This window comes from Aliiroseovarius sp. B-4, assembly GCF_056857795.1.
The window spans coordinates 1-15,867 of record NZ_JBSXNV010000042.1; the positions used below are offsets into that span (position 1 = coordinate 1).

Sequence of the window (15,867 nt, forward strand, 5' to 3'; positions counted from 1 at the left end):
TTTGGTGGTCACAGCACAAGTGAAACACCCGATCCCATCCCGAACTCGGAAGTTAAGCACTGTCGCGCCAATGGTACTGCGTCTCAAGACGTGGGAGAGTAGGTCACCGCCAAACCTAGTAAAAAGCCAACATTCTCTCAATACGATAACAATACGCAAAACCGCCCCGTGCCTCACCAGGCCGGGGCGGTTTTGTCGTTGGAAGGGGGGGCGAAGGTCCTCGATATCGTGGACTGATCTGCTGAGGGACCACCACGCGCCTCACCCCCCCACCGCACATCCAAGAAACCGCTCCACCCGCAACTGGACATCCTCCCACATCGGCAGCACATCAGCCCTGTAATCCAGCACCACAGCGACACCGCTGGCACGCAGCTCGTGGGTGCAGCTGCGCCGGGACAGGCTCTTGGAGGGCGAACATTCGATGATTGCACGGGGTGTGCCATTGGGATGTATGCCGACATAGATTTCGCGTTGCGGGTTGGCATCCGTGTTGGTCATTGGAATCAGGCCCAGATCATTCGGGGCGGCTTTCGGCCCTCCTTCGGTCAGTGTTCTCGACCGTGTCTCCAGGTTTTGGAAGTCACCGATCAGAATGGTGATAAACGCTGCCTGTTCAGACGATCCCCGTTGCGTTGCAGACATCCTGCGCGCTTGCGCACGGCTAACAGGCAGGAAATTCGTCAGCATCACCCGCAACAGCACCGACCCGTGCCGCAACCCGCTTTGCTGATCGGCGCGATCTTCCAGATAATCACGGGGCAGGCTGATCTGCACTTCGCCTTCGGACCCCATATCGAGGTAGAGCACCACCATGTCCGCCTCCGCCGTGAACAGGTGACAGGGATCCATTGTGGGGGTGTTTAGAAGCGTATCGTAACTGACCGCGCGCGCGGGCAAGGTGTTTGCGAGCGCGATGAAGCAAGTGGTTATCAGTGCTGAACAAATCTTCACACCTAACTATGCGCTCGTTTCCGCGTTTCGGCAAATCGGGCGCCGGAGCGGACGGTTAGCTATGGGTTGGGGATTGATACGCGAAGCTGAAGCGTTTCCAGGCCCGGATTAATGGGCGCGATGTCACCATTCGACCGATGATCAAGCGAGAGGCTGTAACGCACCCCGTCCGCGCGCTCATATCCGGCATCTATGCCCGAACGAAACTCGACCGGATGGCCCAGCATTGGCCCATCATCGCGCAGCCAGATGCCGGGCATGAAGGAAAACTGCGCAAACGACCTCCCGCCCCACAAATGAAACGCATTCACCGCGCCCACACCGATCCACACATCGCCCAGACTGTCCACCGAGGCGCCGATGGAGGGTTGAAAAGGGCCGAAGCTGAGCGGCAGGTCGTGGCGATAGTAAGCCTCGGCCCCGATGGAATCGGCCTCGAATATCAGTTTTCCTGCTGAGGCAACATGGCGTGCCACGATGGATGCGGGTTTCATGCAACCCGTGTCGCAGTAATTGACCCACATATCGATCAAACCGGTCAGCAGAAACAAGACCGCGAGCGTGCCATCCATCGTGCATCCTTCCATGTTCTCAGACAAGTAACCTGAGCAAATAGCAAAGTCACGTGCCCGACATCACATCGGCTTGCCGTATCTTGCGGCTGCGGACATCTACCTGAAAGACGAAAGCACTCGCCTCAAGCATCGGCTTGCTCGGTCGTTGTTCTTGTATGCGCTGTGCAATGACCAAACTCGGGAAGACATACGAACTTGGCTGAACCAAGGAGTTGTTTCCGAGAGATGGTCATGGTGGTGGCTATTCTCGGCATGAAAACGATCTAGAACGCATTGGCAAAAAGTACCAACGTATCGCATTGGATGAGCTACAGGCTCGTTTGGCGGACAATTATTGGACTATTGAAGGTTGGCCGGAGCGGCCTCACCAATTCAAGTACAGCCACAATGAATATCGTAGAAATATTGAACCGACGGTCCTGCCGACGGAGACTAGGTACCACCCCGGGATGCGTCTGGATGCTGGCTGGATGTCTGAACCTAAGATCACACTCCCAAAGGTGCAGGAAGCCGATCTAAAACAATGGCCTTTCACCGAAGACCCAACACATTCTATGTCTGAAAAACTGGTACGTGTGGATGCAAACGGAAAGCGTTGGCTGGTCCTATACGAGTTCCACCAAGCGGAAGAACACTATAGCAAACCAACCAATCGTGGTCATGGCAAACGGTATGATGAATTCAGGTTCTTCTACTGTGTGCTTCTAAAGAAGGGATATGCGTCTGAGTTTGCCGCTTATCTCGAACGAGAAGGTCACTTGCACGTACATGACTTTCAACCACGTGGCTTCACAAATGGTCCCTACCTTGGCGAGGCGTATTGGCGTGATACCTGGCAAGGCGAAAAGTTTGATAAGCATATTTGGAAAGCCCCAGCGGGTTGTGAATTTGCCATACCGATTTCTAACTATCACTGGGAAAGCAATATCGACAAAACTCTACCCGACGGTTTCTCCAATTATATGCCGCAGAAATGGTTTGCGGATGAGCTTGGCGTGAACATGTCAGGGAGAGGGCCACAATATTTTGAAGACGCGAATGGCAACACAGTGCTTCAATCGCAGCGTCCTTGTGAGCATCAAACAGCAGTTGTGATCGATGAGGCAGTGCTACTGCGGTATGTAGATGAGCACGAGGCGGAGCCAGTATGGATAATGGTCGCTGAACGGAACACATGGCCCGGCGGCGTGAATGGCGAGTCCTGTTATCGTCGATCTGAAGGGGCAGTTTGGTTGGACGGGACGGATTGGCAGCAAGTTGGGTGGTACAATGATACAAACCGTTGATTTGACGTTTTCGGCTGAATCAGCGTTTTCTGAATGACCGCTTATTGCGTAGCTGCTTTTCGATACTGCACTCGCAGAGAACGTCGGCTTCCCGCCCCGACTCACATAATGCCTTTTTAGAGTCCTAAATGTAGCACCAGCGTAGCACCGCCCAAACCGGCAACGCAAAAAGCCACCCGAAGGTGGTCGTTAACGCATTGATCTTACTGGCTTTTGTTGGTTGCGGGAGTAGGATTTGAACCTACGACCTTCAGGTTATGAGCCTGACGAGCTACCGGGCTGCTCCATCCCGCGCCAATGCGGTGTATATAGGCCGCTGATTTCAGGACTACAAGCGCATTCGGCAAAAAAAACAGGAACAAAAAGGGAGCTTGAAAAGATGTGTGTCAGCCGAACGGCGCGCATCCGCGTTGATCTTTCTGATTGCGTCGGTGACCCGCCTCATCAAGAGGCGGGTCAAGTTTGGGCTATTCCGCGCCGATTGCATCAAGGCCAGCGCGCGCGCAGGTCTCGTCAATGGCACCCGATGGCGCGCCGCCGACACCGATGCCACCAACAAGTGCGCCACCGATCTTGATCGGCAAACCACCTGCTTGGATGACCAGACGGCTGTCCATATCACGCAGACCACCGTTCTCGGGTTTTTCGCCGATGAACCCAGCCAAGCCAGTCGTGTCACGTCCCATGCTTGCAGAGGTAAACGCCTTGCCGGTGCTTGATCCAACGGTGTGCGGGCCTGCGTTATCGGCGCGCAAAATGACTTTGGTCACGCCGCTGCGGGCGACAATCGCGACGCTGACGTTATAACCTTCGGCCGAGCAAGCCTCGACTGCGGTTTGAGCGGCTTGTGTCGCCATGCTGAGCGGAAGGTAGGGGGCCGTTGGCAAGTCCTGCGCAAAAGCGGCGACAGGCGTTAATATTGCGGCAGCAAGTGTAAGTGCGCGGATCATCGGATGTTTCCTTTTGTTGAACTGATGCTCCCGTTTTAACCCCAACCCTTTGGTCACAACATTCGTAGCACCCGCAAGGATCTCCGTATTTCTACTGATCGGCGTTCGCTTCCAGCCAGTATCGCGTTAATTCGGCCGCCGAAGACGTTCCTGCCTTCGCCGCAATCGCGGCGCGGTGGCTTTCGACCGTGCGCGGTGACAGGCCAAGCGCGTCGGCGATTTGCTTTGTGGTCAGACCCTTCGCAATCATCTCAAGCACCTCTAGTTCCCGCACCGAGAGATGCCGAACCAAGGCCACGGCTTCTGCCCGTTCCGCCAGGTCCTGTTGTTGCCGTGCAAGCTCTGCATGGCCCTTTTGAATCGCATCGATTAAATCTTGCTCGTCGATGGGCTTGCTGAGGAAATCAATCGCGCCATTGCGAAACGCACGCCTGCAAGCCTCGATATCGCCATGCCCGGAGATGACGACAGTGGGCCAAGTCATGCCTTGGTCGGTCAGTTTCTCTTGCAGCTTCAGGCCCGAGATCGCGGGCATCCGAATATCAAGGACAAGACATCCAGGTGCGAGACTTGCCGTCTGATTCAGGAAAACTTCAGGGGAAGCAAAGCTGCGCACCTGAAGCCCAACAGTCTCGAGCAAAAGCGTCAGGGCGCTGCGGACCGCTTTATCATCGTCGACCAAGTAGACATATTTGTTCATGGCGACATCGTCTTGGCTGATAATGGCAAGGTCAATCGGAACGTGGTCTTCGCAGTATCATCTATGAGAGCAATATCGCCCCCCATTTCCTCGACCAAGCGTTGACACAGGGCCAAACCGAGCCCCGTTCCGTCCGTCTTTCCGGTGACGAATGGTTCAAAGATACGTAGCTTGATCTCATCAGGAACGCCCGGCCCGGTGTCGGTGACATCCAAGATCGCCAACCCTCCATTAACCGCAGTTCGGATCGTGATTTGTGCGCCTTGCGAAGCATCAAGCGCATTGCGGACAAGGTTGAAGACGACCTGCTCCAGCTCAACCGGGTCGGCATCAATGAATAGCGGCGCTTCCTGAAGCGACAGCGTGATCGTGGCGTCGCAGCTCTTGGCTTCCAGCGCCAGCAAACGCTTTACGGATTCAGCTGCATCATGCAGCGCACAAGGTTTTGAGGGCGCGCGGTTTGGTTTGCTCCAACGCCGCAGGCGGTCAAGAATGTCTGCCGCCCGCTGTGCCTGCGCGATAGTGTCATCCAGCACTGTGCCCAAACGGTTAACGTCCCCCCGTCGCACCAGATGCCGCCCCGCCTGCGCTTGGCTGAGAATTGCTGTCAACGGCTGCGCCAACTCATGCGCCATACCGCTGGCCATTTCACCCATCGCATTGACGCGCGATGCGTGTGCCAATCGGGTCTCCTGTGCACTCAGTGTGGCTCGGCTTTCGGCGTCTTTGGTGCGCGCGCGTTGCTTTAGTCCGAGGACGGATACAAAAAACAAGGCTGAGACCAGCAAAACTGCGGTCAGGACCTTTCCCGGTGGCAAAATATCTGCAAGACGAATGCTAAGGGCGGTCTCAAAAATGAACGGCTGCGACTGGCTTCCAAGTTGTTTTGAAAACCCGGCTTCGCCATGCGGCAACTCACCAACCAGCGTAGTTTGCCCGTCTGGTGTCAGCAAGCGCAAAGAAACAGACGGCTCTTGCCAGAACGGATCGTCGGTCGCCAGCAGCGCGCGTGCATCAATGACCAATGCCAACGCGTGCTGTGCTGCATCTGTATTAGGTGTTCGTTTAATGACCATATAGTGGTTAGGCATGGCCGGCATTTGCTGCACCTGCAAGGCTCCGGTCGAGCCACGCGCCATTTGAACCACCAACGCCGCATCTTCGCTCGCAAGGCCCGGCAGCGTTTGGATCACCGGGTCTGACGGACTAAACGGGATCACATTTACCGAGGAAATGCGCGGATAGAACCGCATGATCGTTGTTGCCACGTCCAACAACAAATCCTGACGCGCGCTCCCACCGGCGATAAAGATCGCGGATAATGACGTCAGATGCGCATCATGCTGATCCGCGCGTTGAGAGGCCAAGCGGTGAAGCGTAGCGCTTTTGGTACTCAGTTCGCGCACCAAACTTTGTCGTTCGACAAGCGCCAGCCCACTAAGCGCAAATGCAACGGCAAGAGCCCATAGCCCAAGGTATCGCCAGGTATTGTTCGCGTTTGAAGACATCATGCGCCTTCATCGCAGGTGACGCAGCGATCACCAATCCGTATTTCTACGGTCTCCACGAGAGCCCGAGCAACGTCACACCTGCTGATGTTTAATTCGGGCGAGGGCAAAGCCATTCTAAATCAAAGGGAAAGGGTTAAACGAGAGACGCTCAAAACACGGGCTCGCATCACCGCAGACGCACGGCATAATCAAACCAACCAGATGAGCTACACGCTCTCTAAGTTTAGGCTGCATTCGAACCCAAAATAACTCTGCCGACGGACACGAAGCGATTGAAGATCAGACCAACAGCAACTGAAAGGAATCTAACATGTCACTTACAAGAGCGTTTTTCGCATCGACACTTCTGTCGGCGCTTGCCTTGCCATCCCTGGCGGATGACCACAATGTTCAGTCGACGACACTGGCAACTGGGTTGTATTTGCCAGAGATGAATTCTGTAGAAGGCCGAAGCCTTTTCGCCTCTAAAGGTTGCGTCGTTTGCCATTCCATCAATGGTGTCGGTGGAACGGACGCACCAGTGCTGGATGCTGAATTCATGGATGTTCCGATGAACCCGTTTGAATTTACTGCTCGCATGTGGCGCGGCGCAGAAACGATGGTTGAGATGCAGCGCGACGAGCTGGGTTATGTCATCGAACTTGATGGTGATGAATTGGCCGCAATCATTGCCTTTGTTCATGACGCCGAAGAGCAGGCGAAGTTTTCAGAGGAAGATATTCCGGACGAGATTGCGGCGATGATGGGTGATATGCATTAACGGTCAGGTCAACTGGATGGTTGCTGCGCCCGTTCCTGGCGGGGCGTGCAAGGTACTGGCTGATGCGGCTTTTCGGGGTCCTGACCGAGATTGACGTGAAGGCGACCATGAAAATGAAGTGTCTGACATCTGCACCTATCCGCCGCGCCACCCGTAAGCAATATTCTGCGGAAAAGAAAATCAGGATCATGCTGGACGGCCTGAAGGGCGAAGACAGCATTGCCGAGCTGTGCCGACGCGAGGAGATTTCCAAGGCATCCAATGCAAATGGCCCAAGGACTGCATGGAGGCTGGCGAGCGACGTCTGGCAGGCGATAGGGTGCAACCTGAAGCCGCGGTCTGAAGGAAGCTGTGGTCGAACAGACACTCGAACTGCGTCAGCTTAAAAAGGCATGCTGGGCGATGGGGGGGGCGACCCCGAATGGGATATGCCGCATCTGAGAAACTTGAAATCGTCGGGCCGCTTAAATGACCAGTCGGAGCGGCATCAAACTGTGACAGGTCCAGATCCACTATGAAAACTGTCGGAACCCCGCGGGCGTCTAAGACGTGCCGAGCTATTCTGGGGTCATGACTGGATTGGCGCTTGGTAGTAATCTTTCAAAAGCTCATAATCGGTCCTTGTATGTGAAAGAATGGCTGCCTGTGCCGTTGGGGAAAGCATATCAAATTCGACTTTCTCTCCTTCGGTCTGTTCACGCGGAAGGATGATCCGCCTTCCAACAAGGCTGCTCAGTTGTTCTTCCAACAAAGGAATGTCCTCCAACCTAAAGATGGCGTCAAACCGATCCAGATCGTTGCCAATAAATGTGCTGATGGGCGCCGTATGATGCCAAATAGAATAGGACAGAGTCTGGTATCGTTCGAGCTTGCAGAAAAAGGAATCCCGATCAGGATAGAGCGAGAGACCGGGATGTCGCAGATGAAAGAGCAGTTGTTCGAACCGACGCGGAGCAGCATTTTTGCGGATGTCGTGATGGTGATGTACGCGGTTACCATAGGCCGAAAGAAGCCGTGATATAGGGTCTCGGATGATCGCGTAACGCCAGAACCCCTCTGTCGCTTTGAAATCATCCTCGCGGATTGGGTAGGTTGGAAACTGAGGATGCACGTGATCGGGGTCGCCAGACCATTGCTTGCCATGTTCGAGTTCGTAAAGGACCATCTTCATTGATGTGCTTCCAGCCTTTGGAACACTGAAAAATGCCAGTTTATGAATATCAAGAATTGCAGCCGGCAATGTTCTACCCTCTACCTTCCAAAAAAGTTGCCAACCGCTTGTCGACCAAGGCTGCACCGTCTGCCAACTGGCTCTGCAGCGCTTCGACAGAAACGATGTTGTTTTCAAGGAATGTGAGCGTGCCGGTTTCCTGTAGTTCCGTGTATTGCTTGCGCCAAGTATTGCCAACAGAGTGATCGAGCTCGGTGTTGTTGGTGTAGGCCCGACCACCTTTTTCGATTTTGTGGATATACTGTTCGCGCGAACGCAAAGGAAAATGTAAGATTTCCAGATTTGACATTTGTATGCGCGGCCAGAGAAACCCGGACACTGCGTGGTTTCCTTGCGCGACCGTTAGCCCGGAATTAGCGCGATGGGCCACCTTGGGCGGCAGAGGTAGGCCAAGCGGGTTGGTGGAAGAGGACTTGCGGTAGACCATGCGCTGCCAGAATGGCGAGCCGTCATCTTCCAGGCAGATAAAATCGTGCCGATTTGCGGAGATTATGTTGTGCCACCATTGTCGCGCGAACCACTTTTTGAGGCTGGTTTCGGGTGCCATCCAAAACTCGTCGGCGTCACAGTGTATCACCCAGTCAGCACCAGCTTCATGGGCCATGGCGGCCATTCTGCTAACCCATCTCGATTGAGAGTAAGTATCGTCGGTCTCACGGATATATGTTGCCACACCCTGATCGACATAGGGCTGAATGATATCGGGCGAGCGGTCGACGCTGAGGTTGTCGGTGACAATTACATGATCAACGCCTTGGGCAAGATGATAGCTCAGATTGGCTTCGAGAATATCCTCTTCGTCACGGACAAGAAGAGTCATGAATAACGCCATATATTACTATCTTTCTTGTTTGATTGCAGGGCGGTTGACCCGTTGGTCTTCTCACATAACAACTACAGGTTTTAGCACATGCGGGTTTGGCCTCAAGGCACATTGATCCAGAGACGCTCTGTTCAACAGTGAAAAAGGCGACATTACACTTCCCGAAATCCATGTGAACGGCAAAGCCGAACGCGCGTGCAGGTTCTTCTTCTTTGGCGTTGTGCGTTACGTTGAATAGCTCTGCTTGGTGGCTGCGGGTGAGCGAACTGTCGAAAGCAAATTCAGCGCGTGTTTAGTGAGCTTCGGTGTCAGATCCCCTGATGGGCAGCGTGTTTTTCGAATGGCGGTCACAGGCAGAATATGGATGTTCAACGTTGTTTGAGGTCACGCCAGAAGTCACAATCCGCACAGGTGACAGCACGAAGTCAGGCTCATCCGACCGTCTCCGACCGTCCATGTCTTCGCGCCTTTGTGCCGACATCGCCCGACGCATTCTGAGTGATAACCTTGCTTTCGCAAAGTCCCGCGTCAGGCTTGCAACTCGTCCATCCAAGGAGGGTTCGCGCCAGCGCGTGACACCGTAAAGGCTGCGATCCGCGCACCAAGGGTCAAGGCGGCCTGCAATTGGTCTGCCGAGATTTCGCGTATGGCGGCCTTGTTCAGCAAACCCATTTCGGACAGCTTTGCCAACACGCCTGCGTTGAATGTGTCGCCTGCGCCAACGGTGTCAACGACCGTAACCCGTTGGCTGGGCGCAGATGCATCAACCCCGTTTGCCGCAAAGGCAACGGCCCCCTTGGACCCCTTGGTTACGATAACGACGGACGGTCCAGTCTCCAGCAGTTGCCCCGCCTTGCTGGCCAGATCGCCGGGACCGGGCTGAATCCAGTCAAGATCTTCATCCGACACTTTCACGATGTCCGACACGGCCAACATACGACTGAGACGGTGTTTGTAGCGTTCGACGTCCTCGATGAAACTGGGGCGAATGTTCGGGTCCAGCATGACAAATCGATCCCTCGCATCGCGTTCGGCAAGATGCGCATAGGTGTCGGCACCCGGTTCGCAGGCAAGGCTGATGCCACCAAAATAGAGCGTTGTTACGCCGTCTGGCAGAGTTGGTAGGTCACTTGGCGCGAGCATCCTACCCGCCGAGTTTTCGTCGAAGAAAGAGTATGTTGCGTGGCCGTCGGTCAGCTTGACGAAGGCCAGCGTCGTGTGGCGGTCGGACTTTATTGTCAACGATGTGTCAACATGACTGGCCCCAAGCGCCTGTTCCAGTTGGGTGCCGAACATGTCGGTCGATAGCCCGGTCAGCATCCCCGTGCTGACGCCCAACCGCCCCAAGGCAATGGCCGTATTGAACACAGCCCCGCCAGAATGCGGCACAAATCCATCTTGGCCCATCCGCGTTGGCGTGGGGATCATATCAATCAGTGCTTCGCCACAGCAGAGAATCATGTGCCAGTCCTTCGATTATCGGTTTGGATCATCATTTATAACGATATAAACTTGCCTCGAGTCAACAAAAGCCTGACGGAATTGGCATATTTGCAGATATTTATTAGGGTTTTGCGCCATTCTATCGTTAGCATTCTTATTGATTAAAACGTTAAAAATTGTATCCTAAAGGCCTAGCAGTCAGGTGAAGTGGATGTCAGCACAGAAAAACCGGCCCACGCAACGCACCATCGCCGATCGGTTGGGCATTTCGGTCGGCGCTGTCTCGCGCGCATTGGCAAATGACGTCAAGATGTCGGAACAGACCCGCGCCCAGGTGCGCAAGGCAGCCGAGGATTTGGGATACGCACCGGATCGCGCGGCACAACGCCTGCGCACAGGGCGAACTTTCGTGATCAATCTAATTCTTCCGCCACATAATGAGATTCTCGGGTTCGGGAACTTGCTTGTTGGTGGCATCAGCGCGGGATTGCTTGGCACGCCCTTTGACTTGCTGGTTTGGCCTGATCACGGGGCCGATAAATCGCTGGACCGGATCGAAAGGATCGTTCGGAACAATCTGGCGGACGGTATTATCTTTTCGCGCACCTGCCCGGATGACAGTCGCATCCGATTTCTGTCCGAGGCCGGGTTTCCCTTTGTCACGCATGGGCGATCTGAACTGGCTACGCCGCACGCTTTTGTTGACTTTGACAACCAGGCCTTTGGTAAGCAAGCCGCCGAATTGCTGATCGCGCGCGGGGCAAAGCGGTTGGCGATTCTTCTTCCTGAAGACCGGTTCATGTTTCATCATCACCTGCTGCATGGCTTCATGACGGCAGTGCGCGTCGCGGGGGTCGATCATGAGATCCTCAGCGGGATGACGCTGGATAGCGACGGACATGATATTTCGAAGCAGTTGGGCAAGCGGTTGCAGGCCGCAAACGCGCCGGATGGGTTGATCTTTCCGGGTGATGTATCTGCATTGGCTGGGCTGGCTGCCATTCAGGATGCGGGACTGATCGTGGGGCGCGATGTGCATGTTGTGGTCAAGCAGACCTCCGGCGTGTTCGACTTTGTCCGTCCGCGCGTGGACAGCCTGCATGAAGATTTATCAGCAGCGGGGCGGTCTTTGGCCCAAATGATTATTGATCGGATCAACGGGGTCCCGGCAGCCGATCTTCAGCTTGTTCATCCAGCTATGACCGCGCCAACCCAAACATCTGTCACCACGGGCTAGATACGCGCAGCTTAAGCACCCAATTCGCAGAGGTTTTCCATGACGACACATCATCCGCTTACGCCCGCGCCCCGACACCAATTCGGCACGCCCGAACATCGCGATCAACTGATCACCGACGCAAAGCGGCAGTTCGCATTCTTCAACGCAAGTCTGCGATCCAATGGTGGGTTCCATGTGCTTGGCCATGACGGCACACCCCTTTCGGGCACTCTGCAGGAGCTTCACACAACCACGCGTTTGACCCACGCCTATGCGTTGGGAAAACTGGCGGGGTTAAACGGATGCGATGCGGTGATTGACGCTGGGATGGACTATCTTTGGAGCCATCATCGCGACGCGGATCACGGCGGATATCTCTGGGCGTTGGATGGCGATGCGGTGCAGGATGATCGCAAGCTCGCTTATGGGCATGTGTTCGTGCTTCTGGCCGGGGCCAGCGCCAAGCTGGCCGGGCATCCCGACGCGGATCGCCTGATCGACGACGTGACAAATATTCTTGAACAGAAGTTTTGGGAAGACGATGCAGGGTTGTTCGCGGATGAATGGAACCGCGACTGGTCGCCGTTTTCGACTTACCGCGGCATGAACGCGAATATGCACGGGGTTGAGGCTTTGTTGACCGCCTATGAGGCAACCGGGCGAGATCGGTATCTGGAACAGGCCGGTCGCATTCTTGCATTCTTCATCGGCAAGATCGGCCCGCCGGAAAGCTGGCGTCTGCCCGAGCACTATATGGAAGACTGGCAGGTTGATCGAGGCTACTCCGGCAATCCCATGTTCCGTCCGGCCGGCACCACACCGGGCCATTCTTTCGAGCTTGCGCGGCTCCTGTTGCAGTATTGGGATCTGCGCGGGCGTCCTGACGATGGGTCATACGAAAGTGCATGGGCGCTGACTGAACGTGCATGGATTGATGCTTGGGATGTCAAAAAGGGCGGGCTGTTCTATACGCTGGACTTTGGCGGTGCACCCGCGATCCGGGACCGTTACTGGTGGCCGGTGACGGAAGCGATAGGCGTGCTTGCCAACTTCCTGAAGCTCGACGGATCAGGCTTGCAGAACGATTGGTACAGCCGCCTGTGGCAGTTTGCGGACATCCATTTCATCGACCATGAACGAGGCGGCTGGTATCCAGAGATTGACGCGACGGGTCAACCGTCGGTCACGCAATTCAATGGCAAACCCGACATCTATCACTCGATCCAGGCATGCCTGTTTCCCTTGACGCCTGGGTTGTCGTCCGTGGCGCTCAACCTAGGTGGAATTCTTGAAAACTAAGCGGAGAAATGCGCGCAATATGATGTGTGTCATTGTGTGACTTCTTCAAATCAGTGCAATGGATCGGTCTGACCGGGCAATCACTGATCGGCCCGACACGTCTGAAAGAGGATCAAATGTATAAGAAAATTCTTGTCCCGATGGCGCTGGACCACGGCATCTCACCCGAGACACTGGAGATCGCCAGAAACCTTCTGGCAGAAGGTGGCGACATTACCGCATTACACGTCCATGAAGCCCCGCAAGCGTCGGTCAGCGCCTATCTGAACGACGATATCGTAAAGGCTGGGCGCGACCACGCCCACAGCATGTTGATGAAAAAAACTGAAGGTTTGGAAGGGGTCACGCCCGTTCTGCTGACTGGACACACGGCACGCACAATCATCGACTATGCGCATGAGCACGACTTTGATTGCGTCGTGATTGGGTCGCACAAGCCGGGACTGAGCGACTTTTTCCTGGGATCGACCGCAGCGCGGGTGGTTCGGCATTGTCGGTGTGCCGTGCATGTTCAACGAACGCGAGACTGACAAACTGAACTGCCCGGTGGGGGTCCCGGGCAGTTCAGGGGGGTTCGTCAGATTACGTCGTTGAAGAGCTGTGTGATGTTTTCTTTGGTCAGTTCGATCGGGTTGCCGCCACATGAGGGGTCGATCAAGGCACCTTTTACCAGCGTGTCGATATCGGGGTTGCTGACGCCAAGCTCGCGGATCCGCTTGGGGATCGTCATGCTGTCGTTGAAGTCCTGCACGAAGGACTGGAAGCCGTCAAAGCCGCCCTTGATGCCCAGGTATCCGGCGGCCAGGTCGAAGCGGTCCTTGATCGCGGGTGCGTTGAAGCGCAACACCGCGGGCATGCAGATCGCGTTGGTTGTGCCATGATGGGTGTGATACATCGCGCCGATCGGGTGGCTCAGCGCATGGATCGCACCCAGCCCTTTCTGGAAGGCCGTCGCGCCCATGGCCGCCGCGCTCATCATATGGCTCCGCGCTTCGATGTCAGTGCCGTCCGCATAGGCGCGGCGCAGGTTGTCGATCACCAGCTTCATCCCTTCAAGTGCGATGCCCTGGCTCATCGGGTGATAATGCGGGCTTGAATAGGCCTCGACGCAATGGGCGAAGGCATCCAGCCCGGTGCCAGCGGTGATGAATTTCGGCATCCCGACGGTCAGTTCCGGGTCGCAGATCACCACACTGGGCAGCACCTTCGGGTGGAAGATGATCTTCTTCTCATGCGTGTCCGCATTGGTGATGACGCTGGCGCGCCCCACTTCGGACCCGGTGCCGGCCGTGGTCGGCACGGCAACGATGGGCGCGATGGCCCCCGCGTCGGCGCGGGTCCACCAATCGCCGATATCCTCAAAATCCCAGATCGGTCGGGTCTGACCGGCCATGAAGGCCACCATCTTGCCCAGATCCAGCCCCGAGCCGCCGCCAAAGGCGATCACCCCGTCATGGGCGCCCGCCTTGAAGGCTTCGACGCCCGCCACCAAGTTCGCCTCGTTCGGGTTGGGATCAACCTCAGAGAACAGACCGCTGCCCAGCCCGGCGGCGTCCATGATGTCCAGCGTGTTCTTGGTGATCGGCAGGTCGGCCAGACCCTTGTCCGTCACCAGAAGGGGGCGCTTTATCCCCGCCTGCGCGCAGGCCTCGGGCAGTTCCTTGATGCGGCCTGCACCAAACTTGATCGCGGTCGGATAGGACCAGTTTCCTTGAAGGCTCATGGTGTTACCTTTTTCAGATGATAGGATTTCGGACGGGTCAGGTTGTGGAAGCCGATCACCGACAACCCGCCTCCACGCCCGGTGTTCTTGCAGCCGGTCCAGCACAGGCCGGGATCAAGATAATCGGCCCGGTTCATGAAGACCGTGCCGGTCTCGACCTGATCGCCCACGGCTTGCGCACGCTCCAGGTTGCGCGTCCAAAGCGAAGCTGTCAGACCAAACTCGCTGTCATTCATCAGGCGGATCGCCTCGGCATCGTCCTTGACGGCCATGATCCCGACAACCGGCCCAAAACTCTCATCCCGCATCACCCGCATGTCATGGGTGACATTGGTCAGGATCTGCGGCGTCAGATAAGTCCCGCCATCATCTTCCGGGAAGGTGTCGATATGCGCTGTCGCGCCATCCGCCAGCGCCTCGTCAATCTGGGCGCGCACTTCGGCGGCGAACCGCACATGCGCCATCGGGCCAAGCGTGGTCTCCGGGTCCAGCGGGTTGCCCAGCTTGTAGCCTTTCACGATCTCGACCGCCTTGGCGACAAACGCGTCAAACAGGCTTTCATGCACATAGATCCGCTCGATCCCGCAGCAGCACTGGCCTGCGTTGAACATCGCCCCGTCGATCAGCGTCTCGACCGCCGCATCCAGATCGGCATCCTCCATCACATAGCCGGGGTCTTTACCGCCCAGTTCCGTGCCCACGCCGGTAAAGGTGCCAGCCGCCGCGCGCTCCATCGCCTGTCCACCACCGACCGAGCCGGTGAAGTTCACAAAATCGAACGCATTGCCCGCGATCAGATCATTGGTCACGTCATGCGACAGAAACACGTTCTGGAACACCTGCTCGGGAATGCCTGCCGCATGGAAGGCCGCCGCCATCCGTTCGCCCACCAGAAGCGTCTGGGTGGCGTGTTTCAGCATGACCGTATTGCCCGCAATCAGCGCAGGTGCCACCGTGTTGATCGCCGTCATGTAAGGATAGTTCCAGGGCGCGACCACGAACACGACCCCATGCGGCAGCCGCTTGATATAGCGCTTGAATGTCTCGTCCTCGCCAACCTCGATATCGGCCAGCGCCTCGGTCGCGATGCTGGCCATATGAGACGCACGTTCATTGAACCCGCCAAATTCGCCGCCATAGCGCACGGGGCGCCCCATCATATGGGCCAGCTCCGGCACGATCTCGTCATTCATCGCACCCACGGCGGCAACCCCCGCCATCACCAAATCAATCCGCTCCTGAAGCGGACGTGCCGCCCATGCAGCTTGCGCATCGCGCGCGCGCCCGACCGCCGCAACCGCATCGTCCCGCGACAGCGTCTCGCGCGTCGCAAAGACCGATCCATCAATCGGAGAGATACATTCCAATATCTGCTTCATTCTGTCCTCATTTC

General features: G+C 56.2%; 15 protein-coding genes, 1 tRNA gene, 1 rRNA gene and 1 pseudogene. 7 read left to right on the plus strand and 11 right to left on the minus strand.

The window, feature by feature from the left end; all coding sequences use genetic code 11:
- A 5S ribosomal RNA gene (gene rrf / locus AC13C8_RS18385) occupies positions 1 to 115 on the plus strand.
- Between the two features lie 146 nt (positions 116 to 261).
- On the opposite strand, the gene AC13C8_RS18390 is transcribed toward rrf, so the two are convergent.
- Positions 262 to 852: a hypothetical protein gene (locus AC13C8_RS18390; RefSeq protein ID WP_482848649.1), complete on the minus strand. Its 591-nt coding sequence runs from the start codon at positions 850 to 852 to the stop codon at positions 262 to 264.
- A 161-nt stretch (positions 853 to 1,013) separates the two neighbouring features.
- Positions 1,014 to 1,526 (minus strand): acyloxyacyl hydrolase, encoded by a 513-nt coding sequence (locus AC13C8_RS18395; RefSeq protein ID WP_091433796.1) that lies wholly within the window; start codon positions 1,524 to 1,526, stop codon positions 1,014 to 1,016.
- Between the two features lie 215 nt (positions 1,527 to 1,741).
- Here AC13C8_RS18395 and AC13C8_RS18400 point away from each other — a divergent pair, with 215 nt between their 5' ends.
- Positions 1,742 to 2,815: a hypothetical protein gene (locus tag AC13C8_RS18400; protein ID WP_482848650.1), complete on the plus strand. Its 1,074-nt coding sequence runs from the start codon at positions 1,742 to 1,744 to the stop codon at positions 2,813 to 2,815.
- A 217-nt stretch (positions 2,816 to 3,032) separates the two neighbouring features.
- On the opposite strand, the gene AC13C8_RS18405 is transcribed toward AC13C8_RS18400, so the two are convergent.
- The 4 genes from AC13C8_RS18405 to AC13C8_RS18420 all read right to left on the minus strand — a co-directional run bounded on the left by AC13C8_RS18405 (position 3,033) and on the right by AC13C8_RS18420 (position 5,871).
- A tRNA-Met gene (locus tag AC13C8_RS18405) sits at positions 3,033 to 3,109 on the minus strand.
- Between the two features lie 173 nt (positions 3,110 to 3,282).
- Positions 3,283 to 3,765: a GlcG/HbpS family heme-binding protein gene (locus AC13C8_RS18410; protein WP_482848651.1), complete on the minus strand. Its 483-nt coding sequence runs from the start codon at positions 3,763 to 3,765 to the stop codon at positions 3,283 to 3,285.
- A 91-nt stretch (positions 3,766 to 3,856) separates the two neighbouring features.
- Positions 3,857 to 4,465, minus strand: a complete 609-nt coding sequence (locus AC13C8_RS18415; protein ID WP_091431834.1) for a response regulator transcription factor — start codon at positions 4,463 to 4,465, stop codon at positions 3,857 to 3,859.
- The gene (locus AC13C8_RS18420; RefSeq protein WP_482848652.1) at positions 4,462 to 5,871 is read right to left on the minus strand and encodes a sensor histidine kinase; all 1,410 of its coding nucleotides are present in this window, start codon (positions 5,869 to 5,871) and stop codon (positions 4,462 to 4,464) included. The genes AC13C8_RS18415 and AC13C8_RS18420 overlap by 4 nt, the downstream gene beginning before the upstream one ends.
- Positions 5,872 to 6,337: 466 nt before the next feature.
- Between AC13C8_RS18420 and AC13C8_RS18425 the strand changes: the two genes are divergently transcribed.
- Complete coding sequence (locus AC13C8_RS18425; protein WP_482848653.1) at positions 6,338 to 6,736, plus strand: c-type cytochrome; 399 nt, start codon at positions 6,338 to 6,340, stop codon at positions 6,734 to 6,736.
- Between the two features lie 107 nt (positions 6,737 to 6,843).
- A pseudogene (locus AC13C8_RS18430) lies at positions 6,844 to 7,193 on the plus strand (transposase); the annotation flags it as partial.
- A gap of 111 nt (positions 7,194 to 7,304) precedes the next feature.
- On the opposite strand, the gene AC13C8_RS18435 reads toward AC13C8_RS18430, so the two are convergent.
- From AC13C8_RS18435 to AC13C8_RS18445, 3 genes are all read right to left on the minus strand, one after another.
- Positions 7,305 to 7,976, minus strand: coding sequence for a sulfotransferase family 2 domain-containing protein (locus AC13C8_RS18435; RefSeq protein WP_177179365.1), 672 nt, complete (start codon positions 7,974 to 7,976; stop codon positions 7,305 to 7,307).
- A gap of 4 nt (positions 7,977 to 7,980) precedes the next feature.
- The gene (locus tag AC13C8_RS18440) at positions 7,981 to 8,787 is read right to left on the minus strand and encodes a glycosyltransferase family 2 protein (protein ID WP_482848654.1); all 807 of its coding nucleotides are present in this window, start codon (positions 8,785 to 8,787) and stop codon (positions 7,981 to 7,983) included.
- A gap of 531 nt (positions 8,788 to 9,318) precedes the next feature.
- Positions 9,319 to 10,251: a carbohydrate kinase family protein gene (locus tag AC13C8_RS18445; RefSeq protein WP_482848655.1), complete on the minus strand. Its 933-nt coding sequence runs from the start codon at positions 10,249 to 10,251 to the stop codon at positions 9,319 to 9,321.
- Positions 10,252 to 10,444: 193 nt separating this feature from the next.
- On the opposite strand from AC13C8_RS18445, the gene AC13C8_RS18450 reads away from it, so the two are divergent.
- From AC13C8_RS18450 to AC13C8_RS18460, 3 genes are all read left to right on the plus strand, one after another.
- A complete protein-coding gene (locus tag AC13C8_RS18450) occupies positions 10,445 to 11,470 on the plus strand; it encodes a LacI family transcriptional regulator (protein WP_482848656.1) in 1,026 nt (341 codons plus the stop codon).
- 39 nt (positions 11,471 to 11,509) lie between these two features.
- Positions 11,510 to 12,751 (plus strand): AGE family epimerase/isomerase, encoded by a 1,242-nt coding sequence (locus tag AC13C8_RS18455; RefSeq protein WP_482848657.1) that lies wholly within the window; start codon positions 11,510 to 11,512, stop codon positions 12,749 to 12,751.
- 116 nt (positions 12,752 to 12,867) lie between these two features.
- Positions 12,868 to 13,281 carry a universal stress protein gene (locus tag AC13C8_RS18460; RefSeq protein WP_091432718.1) on the plus strand — a complete coding sequence of 138 codons (414 nt, stop codon included), beginning with the start codon at positions 12,868 to 12,870 and terminating at the stop codon, positions 13,279 to 13,281.
- A 47-nt stretch (positions 13,282 to 13,328) separates the two neighbouring features.
- Here AC13C8_RS18460 and AC13C8_RS18465 read toward each other — a convergent pair whose 3' ends face one another.
- The gene (locus tag AC13C8_RS18465; protein WP_482848658.1) at positions 13,329 to 14,474 is read right to left on the minus strand and encodes an iron-containing alcohol dehydrogenase; all 1,146 of its coding nucleotides are present in this window, start codon (positions 14,472 to 14,474) and stop codon (positions 13,329 to 13,331) included.
- Complete coding sequence (locus AC13C8_RS18470) at positions 14,471 to 15,853, minus strand: aldehyde dehydrogenase family protein (RefSeq protein ID WP_482848659.1); 1,383 nt, start codon at positions 15,851 to 15,853, stop codon at positions 14,471 to 14,473. Before AC13C8_RS18470 ends, AC13C8_RS18465 begins: the two co-directional genes overlap by 4 nt.
- Positions 15,854 to 15,867: the final 14 nt, after the last annotated feature.